Source organism: Duganella alba, assembly GCF_009674495.1.
In the GTDB taxonomy this organism is placed as follows: domain Bacteria; phylum Pseudomonadota; class Gammaproteobacteria; order Burkholderiales; family Burkholderiaceae_D; genus Rugamonas; species Rugamonas alba.
In genome coordinates, this window is record NZ_WKJN01000002.1 from 155810 (window position 1) to 172216 (window position 16407).

Annotated in this window: 13 protein-coding genes and 1 tRNA gene; 9 read left to right on the top strand and 5 right to left on the bottom strand. The window is 64.6% G+C overall.

What is annotated here, in order from left to right:
- Positions 1 to 7: 7 nt before the first annotated feature.
- Together GJ695_RS02525 and GJ695_RS02530 are read left to right on the top strand one after the other, a co-directional pair.
- Positions 8 to 1621, top strand: a complete 1614-nt coding sequence (locus GJ695_RS02525) for a DHA2 family efflux MFS transporter permease subunit (protein ID WP_154362051.1) — start codon at positions 8 to 10, stop codon at positions 1619 to 1621.
- Positions 1622 to 1659: 38 nt separating this feature from the next.
- A complete protein-coding gene (locus GJ695_RS02530; RefSeq protein ID WP_154362052.1) occupies positions 1660 to 3135 on the top strand; it encodes an efflux transporter outer membrane subunit in 1476 nt (491 codons plus the stop codon).
- 11 nt (positions 3136 to 3146) lie between these two features.
- Here GJ695_RS02530 and GJ695_RS02535 read toward each other — a convergent pair whose 3' ends face one another.
- On the bottom strand, positions 3147 to 4058 hold the full coding sequence (locus tag GJ695_RS02535) for a LysR family transcriptional regulator (protein WP_154362053.1): 912 nt from the start codon (positions 4056 to 4058) through the stop codon (positions 3147 to 3149).
- A 95-nt stretch (positions 4059 to 4153) separates the two neighbouring features.
- Between GJ695_RS02535 and GJ695_RS02540 the strand changes: the two genes are divergently transcribed.
- The 7 genes from GJ695_RS02540 to GJ695_RS02570 all read left to right on the top strand — a co-directional run bounded on the left by GJ695_RS02540 (position 4154) and on the right by GJ695_RS02570 (position 12826).
- Positions 4154 to 4753, top strand: coding sequence for a short chain dehydrogenase (locus GJ695_RS02540; protein ID WP_154362054.1), 600 nt, complete (start codon positions 4154 to 4156; stop codon positions 4751 to 4753).
- Between the two features lie 113 nt (positions 4754 to 4866).
- Entirely contained in the window at positions 4867 to 6567 is a 1701-nt protein-coding gene (locus GJ695_RS02545) for a DUF8614 domain-containing protein (protein ID WP_154362055.1), read from the top strand.
- Between the two features lie 96 nt (positions 6568 to 6663).
- The gene (locus GJ695_RS02550; protein WP_166455041.1) at positions 6664 to 7335 is read left to right on the top strand and encodes a hypothetical protein; all 672 of its coding nucleotides are present in this window, start codon (positions 6664 to 6666) and stop codon (positions 7333 to 7335) included.
- Positions 7336 to 7424: 89 nt separating this feature from the next.
- Complete coding sequence (locus GJ695_RS02555; protein ID WP_154362057.1) at positions 7425 to 8135, top strand: BON domain-containing protein; 711 nt, start codon at positions 7425 to 7427, stop codon at positions 8133 to 8135.
- Between the two features lie 186 nt (positions 8136 to 8321).
- Positions 8322 to 9629, top strand: a complete 1308-nt coding sequence (locus GJ695_RS02560; protein WP_154362195.1) for an MFS transporter — start codon at positions 8322 to 8324, stop codon at positions 9627 to 9629.
- Positions 9630 to 9715: 86 nt separating this feature from the next.
- Positions 9716 to 11851: a metallophosphoesterase family protein gene (locus GJ695_RS02565; RefSeq protein WP_154362058.1), complete on the top strand. Its 2136-nt coding sequence runs from the start codon at positions 9716 to 9718 to the stop codon at positions 11849 to 11851.
- A 129-nt stretch (positions 11852 to 11980) separates the two neighbouring features.
- Positions 11981 to 12826: a PhzF family phenazine biosynthesis protein gene (locus GJ695_RS02570; RefSeq protein WP_154362059.1), complete on the top strand. Its 846-nt coding sequence runs from the start codon at positions 11981 to 11983 to the stop codon at positions 12824 to 12826.
- Here the strand turns inward: GJ695_RS02570 and GJ695_RS02575 are convergent.
- The 4 genes from GJ695_RS02575 to tfpB all read right to left on the bottom strand — a co-directional run bounded on the left by GJ695_RS02575 (position 12823) and on the right by tfpB (position 16389).
- Positions 12823 to 13575, bottom strand: a complete 753-nt coding sequence (locus tag GJ695_RS02575) for a substrate-binding periplasmic protein (RefSeq protein WP_229260314.1) — start codon at positions 13573 to 13575, stop codon at positions 12823 to 12825. The genes GJ695_RS02570 and GJ695_RS02575 overlap by 4 nt on opposite strands.
- Positions 13576 to 13589: 14 nt before the next feature.
- A complete protein-coding gene (locus tag GJ695_RS02580; RefSeq protein ID WP_229260313.1) occupies positions 13590 to 14318 on the bottom strand; it encodes a substrate-binding periplasmic protein in 729 nt (242 codons plus the stop codon).
- Positions 14319 to 14484: 166 nt separating this feature from the next.
- Positions 14485 to 14560, bottom strand: a tRNA-Lys gene (locus GJ695_RS02585).
- A gap of 50 nt (positions 14561 to 14610) precedes the next feature.
- On the bottom strand, positions 14611 to 16389 hold the full coding sequence (gene tfpB, locus GJ695_RS02590; protein ID WP_154362062.1) for a type IV pilus assembly ATPase TfpB: 1779 nt from the start codon (positions 16387 to 16389) through the stop codon (positions 14611 to 14613).
- Between the last annotated feature and the right edge of the window lie 18 nt (positions 16390 to 16407).

Sequence of the window (16407 nt, forward strand, 5' to 3'; positions counted from 1 at the left end):
CCGCGTCATGGCCAGCACCACAATCGATACGCCGGGCGGCGGGAAGCCGTTCGTCCCGGCGGCGCCGAGCGAGAAGGTCTCCGGCCGTACCTGGCTGGCGGTCGCCGCCGGCATGTTGGGCGCCTTCATGGCGGTGCTCGACATCCAGATCACCAACTCGTCGCTGAAGGACATCCTCGGCGCCTTGTCGGCCACGCAGGAAGAAGGCTCCTGGATCGCCACCGCCTACCTGGTGGCGGAGATCATCGTCATTCCGATGACCGGTCTGTTCGTGCGCGTGTTCGGCATGCGCGCCTACATGATCGGCACCACCACGCTGTTCCTCGGCTTCTCCACGCTGTGCGGCTTCGCCTGGAACCTGCCCAGCATGATCGCCTTCCGCATGCTGCAGGGCTTCACCGGCGGCGCGCTGATCCCGATGGCGATGACCTTGGTGATGGCCAAGCTGCCGCCGTCCAAGCGCGCCACCGGCATGGCCATCTTCGGCCTGACCGCGACGCTGGCGCCGTCGATGGGCCCGACCTTGGGCGGTTACCTGAGCGAGCTGTATGGCTGGCCGTCGATCTTCTACATCAACTGGGTGCCTGGCCTGCTGCTGATCGGCGGTATCGCCGTCGGCCTGGACAAGGAAAAGCACAATCTGTCGGCGCTGTTCAATGCCGACTGGCTGGGCATCGCCTTCATGGCCGTGGGCCTGGGCAGCCTGACCGTGTTCCTGGAAGAGGGCAACACCAAGGACTGGTTCGACTCGCCGTTCATCAACACCTTTGCCGCGCTGGCCGTGGTCGGCCTGCTGGGCTGGGTGGTTAACAGCACCTTGCGCAAGCAGCCGTTCGTCAACCTGGGCCTGTACGGCCAGCGCAACTTCGCTGCCGCCACCGCGCTGTCGATGGCGATGGGCATGGGTCTGTACGGTTCGGCGTTTATTTTGCCGCTGTTCCTGGCGCAGATTCCCGGCTACTCGCCGATGCAGATCGGTGAAGTGATCATGTGGGCCGGTTTGCCGCAGCTGTTCATCATGCCGTTCGTGGCCAAGCTGTCGTCGAAGATCGACAACCGCATCCTGTGCACCTTCGGCCTGCTGCTGTTCGGCGGTTCCTGCCTGATGAACTCCTATATGGATGCGACCACCGGCTACGACCAGCTGCTGCTGTCGCAGGTGGTGCGCGCGCTGGGCCAGCCGTTCGTGATGCTGACGCTGTCGAACTTCGCGATGAACGGCATCCAGCCGAAGGACATTCCATCGGCGTCGAGCCTGATCAACATGACCCGTAACCTGGGTGGTTCGATCGGCATCGCGCTGCTGGCGACCGCGCTGACCAACCGCGAGCACTTCCACTCGGTGCGCATCGGCGAGTCGGTGAGCAATTACGCGCTGACCACGCAGGAGCGCCTGTCGGCACTGACGGCGTCGTTCATCAACAACGGCTTCGACAGCGCTTCGGCCGCCAATATGGCACTCAAAGCGGTGGACGGCATCGTGCGCCGCGAAGCGTATGTGATGGCCTACAACGACGGCTTCTTCCTGGTGGCGATGGTGCTGTTCGGCTGTATCGGCGTGCTGTGGCTCTCGGACAAAGTCAAAGCCCCTGGCGGCGGTGGCGGCGGCGGTGCGCACTAAGCGCCCACGCTCAATCAAATTTAAAGTGAGGTAACACCATGTTGAATTCAGCTCTGAAGCGCCTGACGCTCGCTGTTTCCGTAACCCTGGCCGTCACTGGCTGCGCCACCGTGGGCAGTGACTTCAAAGCGCCGGCGAATGTCGCCGACGCCTCGTTCCGCCACCTGCCGCAAGCCGGCGCCAGCGAGGCGCACCTGCCTGCGCAATGGTGGACGGTGTTTGACGACGCCACCCTCAACCATCTGGAAGAGACGGCGCTGCGCGACAATCCAAGCGTGAAAGCCGCCGCACAGCGCCTGGTGCAGGCGCTGGAGCAGGCCGGCGTATCGCGCGCCAACCAGCAGCCGCAGTTGAGCGTCAATGCCGGCATCTCGAACTCGCGCACCTCGGCTGAAACGTCGCAGGGCATCGCGCTGGGCGGCCGTTCGATCAAGGGTAACAACTACTCGGTCGGCTCCAGCTTCTCGTATGAGATCGACCTGCTGGGCCGCGTGCGCCGCCTGGTCGAAGCGTCGGACGCGCAGGCGCTGGTCGCCGAGGCGGACCGCGATGGCGTGCTGCTGATGCTGTCGTCGCAACTGGCCACCACCTACTGGCAGTTGCGCGGCCTGGATGCGGAAATCGCCATCCTGAACGGCGCGCTGGATACCCGCCGCGAAAGCGAGGAGCTGGTCACCGCGCGCTTCGACGCCGGCCTGTCGAACGAGCTGGATGTCTCGCGTGCCCGCATCGAGCGCGCGAACGCGCAGGCGGACCTGCATGAAGTGCAGCGCCAGCGCAACCTGCTGGAACACAGTCTGGCCACCCTGGTCGGCGCCTCGCCGTCGTCGCTGCTGACGGCGCCGAAAGCGGATGCCGCCGTGCTGCCGCTGCCGCCGGCGATTCCGGTCGGCCTACCGGCCAGCCTGCTGGCGCAACGTCCCGATCTGGCAGGCAGCGTGGCGACCCTGCGCGCCACCAATGCGCAGATCGGCGTGGCGGAAGGCGCGTTCTATCCTTCGTTTACGCTGACCGGTAACTTCGGCTATGCGTCGGAAAGCCTGAGCAATCTGGCCAAGGGCGATTCGCGCCAGTTCAGCGTGGGTCCGCTGGCCCTGTCGCTGCCGGTATTCGACGGTGGCCGCAACAAGGCCAACCTGGCGATCGCCAAGTCGCGCTACGAAGAGGCGATTGCCAACCACGAGACCAAGCTGCTGACCGCACTGCGCGAAGTGGAAGATGCGCTGTCGGACGTGCAGCAACGCCAGCAGCAGGGCGAAGCGCAGCATGCGTCGCAAGTGGCGGCGGCACGTGGCTACCTGGTGGCGCGTGCGCGTTACGAGCGTGGCGTGTCGACCTACCTCGACGTGACCGATGCCCAGCGCAGCGCGCTGAGCGCGGACCGCGCCGCGGTGCAGATCAACACCCAGCGTCTGCTGGCCGCCGTCTCGGTGGCGCGCGCGCTGGGCGCCGGCTGGCAGCCTTCGGCGCAACTGTCGCAGGTCGCGCAGAACGGCAATATCAAGGCGCAGTAAGCGTCGTCCCTTTACGCCGAAGAGGCCAGCGGCAAACGTGCCGCTGGTCCGAAGCGTTCCACCATGAAGTCGATGAAGGTGGTCAGCTTGGGCGTGGCCCTGCGGTCGCGCGGATACACCAGGTGCATCGCGCGCGGCGCGGGCAGATAGTCGTTCAGGATCGGCACCAGCCGGCCGGCGGCGATGTCCTGCGCCAGCAGCACTTCGGCTTGCATCACAATCCCGAAATCCTTGAGCGCGGCCATGCGCAATGCCTGGCCGCTGTTGGTGCGCATGCGGCTCGCCGGCAGTTCGCGCTTGCCCTGCAGCGATTGCAGGCGCCAGCGCACGCCCACCGCGCCGACCATGAAGTCCAGGCATTCGTGCTGCGCCAGATCGTCCGGCGTCTGCGGCGTGCCGCGCTGCTTCAGATAGGCCGGCGAGGCGCAGATGCTCATCGCGTAGGGGAACAGCGGGCGGGCGATCATGCCCGAATCGTCGAGCGCACCGATACGCACGGCGGCGTCGAAACCTTCTTCCACCAGGTCCGCCATGCGGTCGTTGAGACTGAGGTCCACGCTGACGTCCGGATGCAGGCGCAGATAGTCGGTGATGGCGGGCGCCAGCCATTCGCTGCCGAACGAGAACGGCGCGGTGACGCGCAGGCGGCCGCGCGGCACGCTGCGCATGGCTTCGGCGCCGCTTTCGGCGGCGGCGATCTGCGCCAGGATGGCGCGGCACTGGTCGGCGTACTGCGCGCCGATTTCGGTCAGGCTCTGGCGGCGCGTGGTGCGCGTCAGCAGGCGCGCGCCGAGCGTGGCTTCCAGCTGGGCGATGTGCTTGCCGACCATGACGGGCGAGATGCTGAAGCGCGCGGCGGCGGCGGTGAAATTGCCGGCATCGACCACGGCGACGAAGATTTCCATGCTGCGCAGCTTGTCCATGGATTGCTAACTATGGGTTGGTAATGTTGTTCATGGTAGCTCATTTATTCCTTTGATGAAGGAGAACATACTGGTGTTTTCTTCAGGAGGACAGCATGAAAGTAATCGTGATCGGCGCCACCGGCGCAATCGGCAAGGCAGTAACGGAAGAACTCGGCAAGCGCCACGAGGTGGTGACGGTGGGCGCAAGCAGCGGCCAGTATCAGGCCGACTTCACGGACATCGCGCAGGTGCGATCGCTGTTCGCCAAGGTGGGCAAGGTGGATGCGGTGGTGGTGGCGGCCGGCGCGCTGCACTTCGCGCCGCTGGCCAGCTTCACGCCGGAGCAGTTCCACGTCGGCCTGAACAGCAAGCTGATGGGGCAGGTGAATGTGGCGCTGGTGGCGCAGGACTACCTGAACGATGGCGGCTCGATCACGCTGACCAGCGGCATCGTGGCGGAAGAGCCGATCCGCAACGGCGTCAGCGCAAGTATGGTGAACTCGGCGGTCGAAGGATTTGTGCGCGGCGCAGCGGTTGAACTGCCGCGCGGCCTGCGCATCAACGTCGTCAGCCCGACGGTGCTGCAGGAATCGATGGAAAGCTACGGCCCCTTCTTCATCGGCTTCGAACCCATCGCCGCCAGCCGCGCCGCGCTGTCGTATGCGCGCAGCGTCGACGGGGTGCAGACCGGCCAAATCTACAAAGCCTGGTAACGCCTCCCTGAACCCCAATCCGGCGCTCCGTCGAAGGGTCAGACCCCGCACGGGGTCTGACCCTGTATGGCCCTGCGGGTTACAATGCGGTCCTCACTCCACAAGAGGACCCCATGAAAAAAATCCTGCTCCCGCTGGCGCTGGTTGTCGCCTGCGCCACCGCCTACGCCGCCCCCGCCGGCGTCAATGACCTCAACAAGATGAGCAAGCGTTACGCGCCGATCGCGCTGACCGCCGACACCAGCCAGCTCTCGGCCGGCGACAAGAAAGCCATCGCCAAGCTGATCGAAGCGGCCAAGATCATCGACGTGCTGCAACTGCGCCAGCGCTGGTCAGGCAACGAGGCCCTGTGGGCCGCGCTGCAAAAAGACACCACGCCGCTGGGCAAGGCGCGCCTGAACTACTTCTGGCTCAACAAGGGCCCATGGTCGATCCTCGACGATCACCAGTCCTTCCTGCCGGCGCAAGTGGGCGGCATCAACGTGCCGGCCAAGAAGCCGGAAGCCGGCAACTTCTATCCGGAAGGCGCCACCAAGGCCGAACTGGAAACCTGGATGAATGCCCTGCCGGCCGTCGACAAGGAGCAGGCGCAATGGTTCTTCACCGTGATCCGCAAGAACAAGGACGGCCTGTTCACCACCGTGAAGTATTCCGACGAATACAAGACCGACCTGGAAAAAGCCGCCGCGCTGCTGAAGCAGGCCGCCGCCGACACCGACAGCGCCTCGCTGAAAAAATTCCTGGAACTGCGCGCCGACGCCTTCCTGAGCAACGACTACCTGGCCTCCGACTTCGCCTGGATGGATCTGGATTCGCCGGTCGACATCACCATCGGCCCCTACGAGACCTACAACGACGAACTGTTCGGCTACAAGGCCGCGTTTGAAGCGTATGTGAACATCCGCGACCAGAAGGAAACGCAGAAGCTGGACTTCTTCGCCAAGCACATGCAGGAGCTGGAAGACAATCTGCCGATCGACGCGCAGTACCGCAATCCGAAAGTCGGCGCGCTGGCGCCGATGGTGGTGGTCAATCAAGTGTACGGCGCCGGCGACGGCAACATGGGCGTGCAGACCGCCGCTTACAACCTGCCGAACGACGAGCGCATCATCAGCCAGCGCGGCTCCAAGCGTGTGATGCTGAAGAACATCCAGCAGGCCAAATTCAAATCGACGCTGACGCCGATTTCCAAGCTGGTGCTGCGTCCGGCCGACCAGAAGGACGTGGACTTCGATTCCTTCTTCACCCACATCCTGGCGCACGAAATCACCCACGGCCTGGGCCCGCACATCACCAAAACCGGCGGCAAGGAATCGACGCCGCGCCAGGATCTGAAGGAAGCCTACTCGACCATCGAGGAAGCCAAGGCCGACATCACCGGCCTGTACGTGCTGGCCTACATGATGGACAAGGGCCAGCTGAAAGGCACGCTGGGGCAGGGCGACGCGGCGGAGCGTAAGCTGTATACCACCTTCCTGGCCTCGGCGTTCCGCACGCTGCACTTCGGCCTGACCGATTCGCACGCGCGCGGCATGGCGATCCAGGTCAACTACATCCTCGACAAGGGTGGTTTCGTGTCGCATGGCGACGGCACTTTCGCGGTGGACTTCGGCAAGATCAAGCAGGCCGTGGCCGATCTGGACCGTGAGTTCCTGACCATTGAAGCGACCGGCGACTACGCCCGCGCCAAGGAGCTGATGACCAAGTACGTGGTCATCCGTCCCGACGTGCAGAAGGCCCTGGACAAGATGAAAACCGTGCCGAACGACATCCGCCCGGAATTCAAGACCGCCAATAGCCTGCTGGGCAAGTAGCATTCCAAAAGCTTAATCATTCAGCTTTTTCTACGTAGTAATATAGCTGCCACCGGGCAATAATTTTTGCCCGGTGCGTGCTACAGTTTGATCACCATGATCAAGCGCGCCTTCCTTCCCCTGCTGCTGTTGACGTCCGGCCTGGCCTCCGCCGCCGACCTGACCGAGATGGAAATCCGCTGGCTGAAAGCCGGCGCCGCCGTGCTGTCCTACGCCAAGCAGGATCTGAAGCTGCCGATCGATATCACGGTTCAACCGCAGGCCCGTCCCAACGACGTGCCGCTGGCGCTGGGCTACGACAACGGCCGCTGCAAGCTGGTGCTGTCGATGCGCGGCAACGACAACGCCGAAGACATCCTCGCCAACGTCCCCGCCGCGCAACGCCCGCTGATGATCGAAGCCATGGTGGCGCACGAGATTGGCCATTGCTGGCGCTACGCGCAAGGCGTGTGGCACGCGCTGCCAGCCGGCTTTGAAGCGCGCCAGCCGCCGCGGCAAGGCGCCGCCGAGGAACTGCGCGACACCCGCCGCGAAGAAGGCTATGCCGACCTGGTGGCGCTGGCCTGGATACAGCAACAGCATCCCGAGCAGTACGCCAGCGTGGCCGCCTGGATGCGCAAGGTGCGCGAGCCATCGCCGGCGGTCGGTTCGCACAGCACGCTGAACTGGTTGCAACTGGCGTCCACCGGCGCCGCCTTCACGCCCGGCCTGCCGGTGTTCGAACAGGCCAATCTTGTGTGGCGTCAAGGTCTGTTGCAGGACCAGTGAAATCCTGATCTATGTACGTTTCCGCACGGTGGAGGAGGCCGGGCGGGCGTTTAATGTGTCCATCAACCACCACAAGAGGGACACACATCATGAATAAATTACTCTGCTTCGTGCTGGCCACCGCCGCCAGCGCAGCCTTCGCCGCTTCGCCTACCAACGACACCGTTGCCTACAAAGCTGCCATCAACAAGTCGGACGCCGACTACAAAACCGCCAAGGCTGCCTGCGATGCACAATCGGGTAATGCCAAGGATGTCTGCCAGGAACAAGCCAAGGTCTCGCGCGCCAACGCCGAATCGACCGCCGCGCTGCAATTCAAGAACGATAAGAAATCGGTCGAGAAAGCCCAGATCAATGTGGCTGACGCCAACTATGACCTGGCCAAGGCACAGTGCGCCACCCGCACCGGCGCCGACAAGGACAGCTGCCTGAGCGGCGCCAAACAGCAGCACACCGCCTGGGTCAACGACGCCAAGGCCGGCAAGAAAGCCGCCGACACCGCGCAGACCGGCATCGACTGCAGCAGCATGACCGGCAGCGACAAGGCTTCGTGCGAAGCCCGTTCGAAAACCGAGCTGACCAAGGATGCGCTGGCGGACACCGCCATCACCACCAAAGTCAAAACCGAACTGCTGGCCGAGCCTGCACTGAAATCGCTGGACGTGCACGTGGAGACCAACAACGGCACCGTCATGCTGAGCGGCTTCGTGCCATCGCAGGCTGAAGTCGACAAGGCGGTGGACGTGGCGCGCAATGTCAAAGGCGTCAACAAAGTACAAAGCTCGCTGCGCATCAAGTAAAAGGGTAGGGCGGCCTCCCCCCACCACCGCCCCGTCCTGGCGCCCGACAACGTCCCCCCCCCCCGACGTTGCCGGGCGCCACCACGTGCGCCATGCGGCGTATTTTTTTGATTGTATTCATTATGCTCATCATATAAAATGGCTGCAAGCGTGCTTCCCGCACGCATTGCTACTGTGAGGACCATGATGTTTGCACAATCCCTATCCAACTGGCTGCACCGGCGCGGCCTGCACTTTTCCTGGGTGATCGTTGCCGTGACGTTTATGACGGCGCTCAGTTCATCCGCCGCGCTGGGCCTGCCGGGCGCCCTGCTGCAGCCGCTGTCCAGGGAGTTCGGCTGGGATGTCGAACAGATTTCGTCGGCGCTGGCGGTGCGTTTCGCGCTGTTTGGTCTGATGGGGCCGTTTGCCGCCATCCTGATGGAGCGCTTCGGCCTGCGCAATGTGGTGGTGGTGGCGCTGACGCTGGTGGCGTCCGGCATGGCGCTGGCGACGCAGATGACGCAGTTCTGGCACCTGGTACTGTTCTGGGGCGTGATGCTGGGCGTCGGCTCGGGCCTGACGGCGCTGGTGTTGAGCGCCGTGGTGTCGAATCGCTGGTTTGACAGCCATCGCGGCCTGGTGGTCGGCATCCTGACCGCCAGTTCGGCCACCGGCCAGCTGATCTTCCTGCCGGTGGGCGCATGGCTGGTGGAGCACCTGGGCTGGCGCATGGCCGTGGTGCCGGTGTTTGTCGCCTGCGCGGTGATGGCGGTGGCGGTGTTCCTGCTGATGCGCAACCGGCCGTCGGACGTCGGCCTGCGGCCGTATGGCGCCTTGCCCGGCACCGAGGTGCTGGCCGCCGCGCCGGCCATGAAGGTCACGCTGGCCACGCCGTTCAGGATCCTGGCCGAGGCGGCGCGCAACCGCGTGTTCTGGGTATTGGCCGGCACCTTCTTCATCTGCGGCCTCAGCACCAACGGCCTGATCCAGACCCACTTCATCTCGCTGTGCGGCGACGCCGGCCTCGGCCCGGTGCCGGCCGCGTCGGTGCTGGCGATGATGGGCGCGTTCGACCTGGTCGGCACCATCGCCTCGGGCTGGCTGTCGGACCGCTACGACAACCGCAAGCTGCTGTTCATGTACTACGGCTTGCGCGGCCTGTCGCTGCTGTGGCTGCCGTATTCGGAATTCACGCTGTACGGCCTGTCGGTGTTCGCCATGTTCTACGGTCTGGACTGGATCGCCACCGTGCCGCCCACCGTGCGTCTGGCCGGCGCCACCTTCGGCAAGGAAAAAGCCGGCATGGTGTTCGGCTGGATCTTCGCCGCCCACCAGCTGGGCGCGGCGGTGGCAGCCTACGGCGCGGGCCGCGTGCGCACCTTGCTGCTGACCTACAATCCAGCGCTGTTTGCCGCCGGCGCCGCTTGCCTGCTGGCTGCCGCCATGATCTGGATCATCCGCAAACCGGCGGCCGCCAGCGCCGTGCCGCCGGTGCAGGCGAAGGCGGCATAAAAACTGGTAACGCTTCCAGAATGTAATCAGCCTGTCATTTGCCAAGGTGACAATGTGATGGTTTTCACCATCCTGATGGAGTCTGTATGCGTTACGTTTTTCCTGCGGCGGCCGTTGCGGCCGCCATCGCCGCGCTGCTGGCAGCTTGCGGCAGCGACAATCAGCCCGTCGTGGTTACGCCGCCCGCCGACACGGTCAACTCGACCGCCGTCGCCTTCATGAGCGACGTCCACTTCGAGAACATTTACGGCGATCTGAAGAGCACGCAGTTCGCCGGCATCCCGACCAAGGATGGCAAGAACGCCACCATCCGCACCATGTACGCGCAGCTGACCTCGACGCGGCTGTTCAATGAAAACTACTTCGCCTTCCGCGCCGCGCTGGATGACGCCTACGGCAAGGGCCTGCGCCTGGTGGCGCTGCCGGGCGATATCTCGGACGATGCGCAGCCGATCAATATCGACGGCCTGGTCGACATCCTGCACGAGTACCAGGCCAAGGGCATGCGCTTCTTCATCGCGCCCGGCAACCACGATCCGAACGAGCCGTTCGACGACGACGAGGCCGGCAAGAACGACTTTCTGACCAAGGACGGCAAGGAACAGAAGATCTACGCCGTCAACAACGCCGCCTGCAAGGCCAAGGACCCGACGGTGGTCTGCACCAACCAGCTGATGGAGCAGGGCTACGACAAGCTGCTGACCAAGCTGGCCGAATTCGGCTACGCGCCGAACAAGAACGACGTCTATTGGGAAACGCCGTTCACTAGCTACACCGACGGCAAGTACAGCTACGAAGCGGCCAGCGCCGCAGCCGACCTCGGCAAGCGCCAGTTCGAGATCTGCAGCGAAGGCGAAGGCGGCAAGTACAAGGTGGCCGGCAAAACGTATTCGCGCTGCGCCAACATCATCGACGCCAGCTACCTGGTGGAACCGGTCAAGGGCATCTGGCTGCTGGCGCTGGACGCCAATGTGCACGTGCCCAACGCCAATTTCGACCCGGCCAATCCGACCGCCTTCAAGGGCTTCGACAACGCCGGCGACGCCGGCTGGAACAAGGTGCAGACCCACAAGATCCACCAGATGGAGTGGATCAAGTCGGTGGCCGCGCGCGCCAAGGCGCAGGGCAAACAGCTGATGTCCTTCTCGCACTATCCGACCATGGACTTCTACGCCAACCAGACCGACGCCATGAAGGCGGTGTTCAAATCCGGCGCGTTCCAGGTGACGCGCATGCCGGCGGCGGCCACCACCGCCGCGCTGGCCGCGACCGGCCTGCCGCTGCACATCGGCGGCCACATGCACTTCAACGGCACCAACGACTACAAGGACAGCGCCGGCAACTACCTGGTCAACGTGCAGTCGCCGTCACTGGCGGTATTCGGCGCGGCGTACAAGATCGTCAGCTACCAGAACAAGGATCTGGTCGACGTGCAGACCGTGGGCCTGAACAGCGTGGCGCGCCACAACGAGCTGTTCCCGCTGTACCAGGTGGAGTACGACTACCTGCAAGGCAGCAGTGCCGCCGGCGACATCGCCAAGCGCTGGAACCGCGGCATCCTGGACAGCAAATCGTATGGCGAATTCACGCGCACCTACTTCGGTGAACTGTCGCGCCTGCGCTTCATGAGCGACTACTGGCCGTGTGAAATGAAAGAGGCGGCGATGTCGCTCGATGCGCGCCAGATGCTGATCCTGTCGCAGCTGCAAACCAAGGTGACGCTGGCGCAACTGAAGGACAATCCCTCGGTGCTGCCGATCACCGCCACCTGCGCCGCCAAGGGCGCGGTGGCGGACGGTGGCGTCGCCGCCAGCCAGCTGACGGCAGACTGGGCGGCGGCCACCGCCAAGGCCGAGCAGGTGGCCGCCGCCGCCAACCTGAAACTGGACGACTTCGCCAAGATCAGCGCCTACGAGTTCTACGGCGACTTCCACCGCACCGTGTACGCCGGCGAACTGGCCTTGCGCGACATGGGCGCCGAGCGCGTGGCGCAGTACAAGGTGCTGATGAACGCCTTCCCGGCGTCGCCGGCGGCCATCGTCAAAGTCGGCGACCAGCTGTCGGACCAGAACCCGGTGCAGGTGGCGTTCCAGTCGCAGTTCAAGCAGGTGTTCTCGATCCTGAAAGGCCTCGGCTCCGGCAAGCCGAGCGACCACTTCACTATCGACCTGAAAGCCCAGAAGCTCGGCAACGCCAGCAGCAGTGGCTTGAGCTTCAACTAAGGCGCCCGTCAACTGGGTCGAAATGATGAGGGCAAGAACGGAAACTCGCGGTATAGTCAACAAAGATAGTGGCCACATCCGTCATTGCTGTCAGTCAAGTATTCCCATCGTCCAGATCCAGGAGACAACATGCAGACCATTACCAAAGTTCACAAAGTCGCCGCCTTTACCGCAGGAGAGCAGGGCGGTAATCCGGCGGGCGTCATGATCCGCGCCGCGCTGCCGGAGGAGCCGGCGATGCAGCGCATCGCGACTGAAATGGGCTATTCGGAAACCGTGTTTGCCGCGCCGCATGAGGATGGCTGGCGCGTGCGCTATTTTTCGCCGGACGGCGAGGTGCCGTTTTGCGGCCATGCCACCATCGCGCTGGGCGCGGTGCTGGCGCAGCAGAATGGCGACGGCATTTTCCCGCTGACCACCAACCACGCGCGCGTGACGGTCGAGGGCCGCGCCCACGCCAACGGCGCGCACGCGGCGCTGCAGTCGCCGGCCACGCACAGCTCGCCCGCGTCGCCCACGCTGGTGCAGGAGGCGCTGGCGCTGTTCGGCTACAAGCTGGCCGATCTGGACGACCGCATTCCGCCGGCGGTGGCCAACGGCGGCGCGCATCATCTGGTGCTGGCGCTGAACAGCCGCGACCAGCTGCGCGCGATGCGCTACGACCTGGCGGCCGGCCGCGAGCTGATGCGGCGCTACGGCTTTGCCACCATCTCGCTGGTCTATGCGGAAACGCCGCAGCGCTTCCATGCGCGCAACGCGTTTGCCTCGGGCGGCGTGTATGAGGATCCGGCGACCGGCGCGGCCGCCGCCGCGCTGGCCGGCTATCTGCGCGATCTGGGATGGGCGCATGCCGGCGCCATCGATATCATTCAGGGCGAGGACATGGGCGCGCCGTGCCATCTGCAGGTGCAGATTCCCGATGCGCCGGGAAGCTCAATCCGCGTCTCGGGCAGCGCCCGCATGATAGGCGACTAGTCCCACTTCTTCAGCAATCGCGCCAGCTCGCCGCTGCGCTCCAGCTGCTCGATCGCACGCTGCACGCGCAGCCGCACGGCGGCATCGACGTGGGTGCCCATCGCCATGTAGACATCGGCGGAGGCCATCACGGTCGGCAGGATCTTGACCTTGTGGCCGGCGCCGGCACGGTCGACAAAGCCCTGCATGCCGGGCGCGCGGTGCAGGAAGAAGCGGCCGCGTCCGGCGACCAGCTTTTGCAGGTTGATGGCCGGGCTGGTGGCGCTGGAGTCAATCTGCAAGCCGCCGACGCGTTCCAGCATTTCCGGCGTGGTGTAGCCGCGGTTGGTCAGGATCACCGCCTTCGGTCCGAGCTTGCGCACATCCTCCCAGTTGTTGATGACGGCCGGGTCGTCGGCGCGGGCGATCAGCTGGTAGCGCAGCTGGAACAGCGGCGGATCGAGGAAGATGTATTGGCGCGCGCGTTCATCGGTGCGCTGCACCGCGCACAGCGCGTCGTTCTGGTGGCTGGCCAGTTCGGAGTGGGCGCGCAGCAGCGGCAGCCATTGCTGGTCGCCGGCGAACTGCAGGCCGGGATCGACATGTTCGATGGCGCGGAACAGGTCCACGCACAGGCCGACCACGCGGCCGATGCCGGCCGGGATGAACTTGGGCTCGGTGCCCTCCTGCGCCACCACGCGCAGCACCGTCGGCTGGGGCCATGCCGGCGCGGCCAGCAGTGCGCAGCACAGCAGCAATACGGCATGCAATCGTTGTGACAGCCTCAATCCCATTTGTGCATCAGCCTTTCCAGTTCCCCTTTTTTCTCCAGCACGAACAGCGCGGCGGCGAGCCGGTCGCGGGCCTTGCTGTCGAGCTGTTTGCTGGCAGCAAAGTATAACTTGGCGCTGTACATCACCTGCGGCAGAATTTTAACCTTGTCGGCGGTGCCGGTGCGTTCCAGCAGCTTGTCCAGGCCCGGGCCGCGGTGGAAATACAGGCGGCCGCGGCCGGCGATCAGCTTTTGCAGGTTGAGTTCGGCGCGCGGCGAACTGGCATCGACGGTAAAGCCGCCCATGGCGGTGAGGATTTCGCCGGCCGCATAGCCGCGATTGACCAGCACCACCGCGCCCGGTCCCAGATTGCGCACGTCGCTCCAGCTGTGGATGGCGAGGTCGTCGTCGTTACGGGCCAGAAAGTGATAGTCGATGGCGTACAGCGCCGGACCGAAAAAAGTGAAGATTTTCTCGCGCTCGGGCGTGCGCTGGATGGCGCAGGCGACGTCTGTGAGGCCGCTGGCCAGCTCCGCGTTGGCGCGGATCAGCGGCTTCCACTGCTGGTCGCCGACAAAGCGCAGGCCGGGATCGAGCTGTTCCACGGCGCGCATGATGTCGATGCACAGGCCGGTGATCCGGCCGTTGCCGGCGGCGAGGAATTTGGGTTCGGAGCCTTCCTGGGCGGCGGTGCGCAGCCGGATCGGCGAAGGGGCCTGGGCCGCAGCCAGCAAGGGCATCCAAACGGCTGCGACGAGCAGCGCTGCCCCCATGCTGTGCTTGCCTCCCATAACGTCCCCAAAAGTCGGCGCCTCGCGCTCTGAACCCTAGCTTACACCAGTGGCCGGCTATACGGATGAGGGACGAAAAAAAAGCTCCCGTGCGGAAGCTTTTTTAGGAATTCGGTGGTAGGCCGTGCGGGATTCGAACCTGCGACCAACGGATTAAAAGTCCGCTGCTCTACCAGCTGAGCTAACGACCCCCGAAAGAGGCCGTATTATATACAGCTCCGCGCCAATTGCAAAGGCCTTTTTATTTCATGCCCAGGGCGGCCGTGACTTTCAGCACTTCGTCGGCCGTGGTCACGCCTTCCTGGATCTTCAGCGCGCCGGCGATGCGCAGCGGTTTCATGCCGTCGGCCATGCTCTGGCGGCGCAGCGCCTGGATGTCGGTTTCCTCGCGCACCTGGGCGCTGAAGGCTTCGGTCACGGTCAGCAATTCGTACAGGCCGGTGCGGCCGCGATAGCCGGTCTGGCGGCATTCGGGACAGCCGACCGGCTTGTAGACCTTGGTCGGCTTGGGCAAGTCCCATTCGCCGGCCAGGCTGCGCCAGATGTCGTCGCTCAGTTCGCCACCATCGGCCTTGCAGTCCTCGCACAGCGTGCGCACCAGGCGCTGCGCCATGATGCCGACCAGTGTGGCTTCCAGCAGGTAGTAGGGCACGCCCAGTTCCAGCAGCCGCATCACGGCCGACGGCGCGTCGTTGGTGTGCAGCGTGGACAGCACCAGGTGGCCGGTCAGCGCGGCCTGGATCGCCATCTCGGCGGTGGCCAGGTCGCGGATCTCGCCGACCATGATGATGTCCGGGTCCTGCCGCATCAGCGCGCGCACGCCGTCGGCGAACGACAGGTCGATGCCGGGCTGCACCTGCATCTGGTTGAAGGCCGGTTCCACCATCTCGATCGGGTCTTCCACCGTGCAGACGTTGACCTCGGACGTGGCCAGCGCTTTGAGCGTGGTGTACAGCGTGGTGGTCTTGCCGGAGCCGGTCGGCCCGGTCACCAGGATGATGCCGTGCGGACGCTGGGTCAGCGCATCCCAGCGTTGCGCGTCGTCCAGCGGAAAGCCAAGTTCCGGCAAGGTCTTGACCACCACCTCCGGATCAAAGATGCGCATCACCAGTTTTTCGCCGAAGGCGGTCGGCAGCGTCGACAGGCGCAGCTCGACTTCCTGGCCGCCGGCGGTGCGGGTCTTGATGCGGCCGTCCTGCGGCCGGCGCTTTTCGATCACGTCCATGCGGCCCAGCAGCTTGATGCGCGCGGTCATGGCGATCATCACCACCGCCGGCACCTGGTATACCTGGTGCAGCACGCCGTCGATGCGGAAGCGGATCGCCGCCATGTCGCGCTTGGGTTCCAGGTGGATGTCGGAAGCGCGCTGCTCGAACGCGTACTGCCACAGCCAGTCGACGATGTTGATCACGTGCTGGTCGTTGGCGTCGACCTGCTTGTTGCTCTTGCCCAGCTCGACCAGCTGCTCGAAGTTATTGCGCAGCGACAGGTCGTTGCCGGTCGACTTGTTGGCCTTCTTGATCGACTTGGCCAGGCTGAAGAACTGCGTGGTGTACTGCGCGATGTCGAGCGGATTGGCGATCACGCGGCGCACCACGCGGCGCGAGATCTTGGCGATCTCGGCTTCCCACTCGTGGGTGTAGGGATCGGCGGTGGCCACCACCAGCGTATCGGCCGTCAGTTCCACCGGCAGGATGTTGAAGCGCGCCGCGTAACTGGCCGACATCACATCGGCCACGCGGGTGAAGTCGATCTTCAGCGGATCGATGCGGATGAAGGGCAGGTTGACGCGCGCCGCCAGCCATTCGCACAGCGCGTCGAGCGTCAGCAGCTTGTGCGGCGGCTGCGCCGACAGCAGCTTGGCGTGCGCCACCGCGCACAAGGGATGCATATAGCCGCTGGTGTTCTTCAGGATGGCCGAACTTTCCGCATACAGCTGCTTGACCTCGGCCTTGCGTATCATGCCGTCGGCCAGCAGCCAGGTGTAGATTTGTTGCAGATCTAGCGGGGCGGAACTCATCGGTGCGGCCACTTTCAC

Bases quoted from the DNA above. Each gene is read 5' to 3' on its own strand.
- GJ695_RS02555 (WP_154362057.1), top strand. From the start codon at position 7,425: ATGAATAAATTACTCTGCTTCGTGCTGGCCACCGCCGCCAGCGCAGCC.
- GJ695_RS02535 (WP_154362053.1), bottom strand. From the start codon at position 4,058: ATGGACAAGCTGCGCAGCATGGAAATCTTCGTCGCCGTGGTCGATGCC.
- tfpB (WP_154362062.1), bottom strand. From the start codon at position 16,389: ATGAGTTCCGCCCCGCTAGATCTGCAACAAATCTACACCTGGCTGCTG.
- GJ695_RS02550 (WP_166455041.1), top strand. From the start codon at position 6,664: ATGATCAAGCGCGCCTTCCTTCCCCTGCTGCTGTTGACGTCCGGCCTG.
- GJ695_RS02565 (WP_154362058.1), top strand. From the start codon at position 9,716: ATGCGTTACGTTTTTCCTGCGGCGGCCGTTGCGGCCGCCATCGCCGCG.
- GJ695_RS02540 (WP_154362054.1), top strand. From the start codon at position 4,154: ATGAAAGTAATCGTGATCGGCGCCACCGGCGCAATCGGCAAGGCAGTA.
- GJ695_RS02580 (WP_229260313.1), bottom strand. From the start codon at position 14,318: ATGCCCTTGCTGGCTGCGGCCCAGGCCCCTTCGCCGATCCGGCTGCGC.
- GJ695_RS02545 (WP_154362055.1), top strand. From the start codon at position 4,867: ATGAAAAAAATCCTGCTCCCGCTGGCGCTGGTTGTCGCCTGCGCCACC.
- GJ695_RS02560 (WP_154362195.1), top strand. From the start codon at position 8,322: ATGTTTGCACAATCCCTATCCAACTGGCTGCACCGGCGCGGCCTGCAC.
- GJ695_RS02570 (WP_154362059.1), top strand. From the start codon at position 11,981: ATGCAGACCATTACCAAAGTTCACAAAGTCGCCGCCTTTACCGCAGGA.
- GJ695_RS02530 (WP_154362052.1), top strand. From the start codon at position 1,660: ATGTTGAATTCAGCTCTGAAGCGCCTGACGCTCGCTGTTTCCGTAACC.
- GJ695_RS02525 (WP_154362051.1), top strand. From the start codon at position 8: ATGGCCAGCACCACAATCGATACGCCGGGCGGCGGGAAGCCGTTCGTC.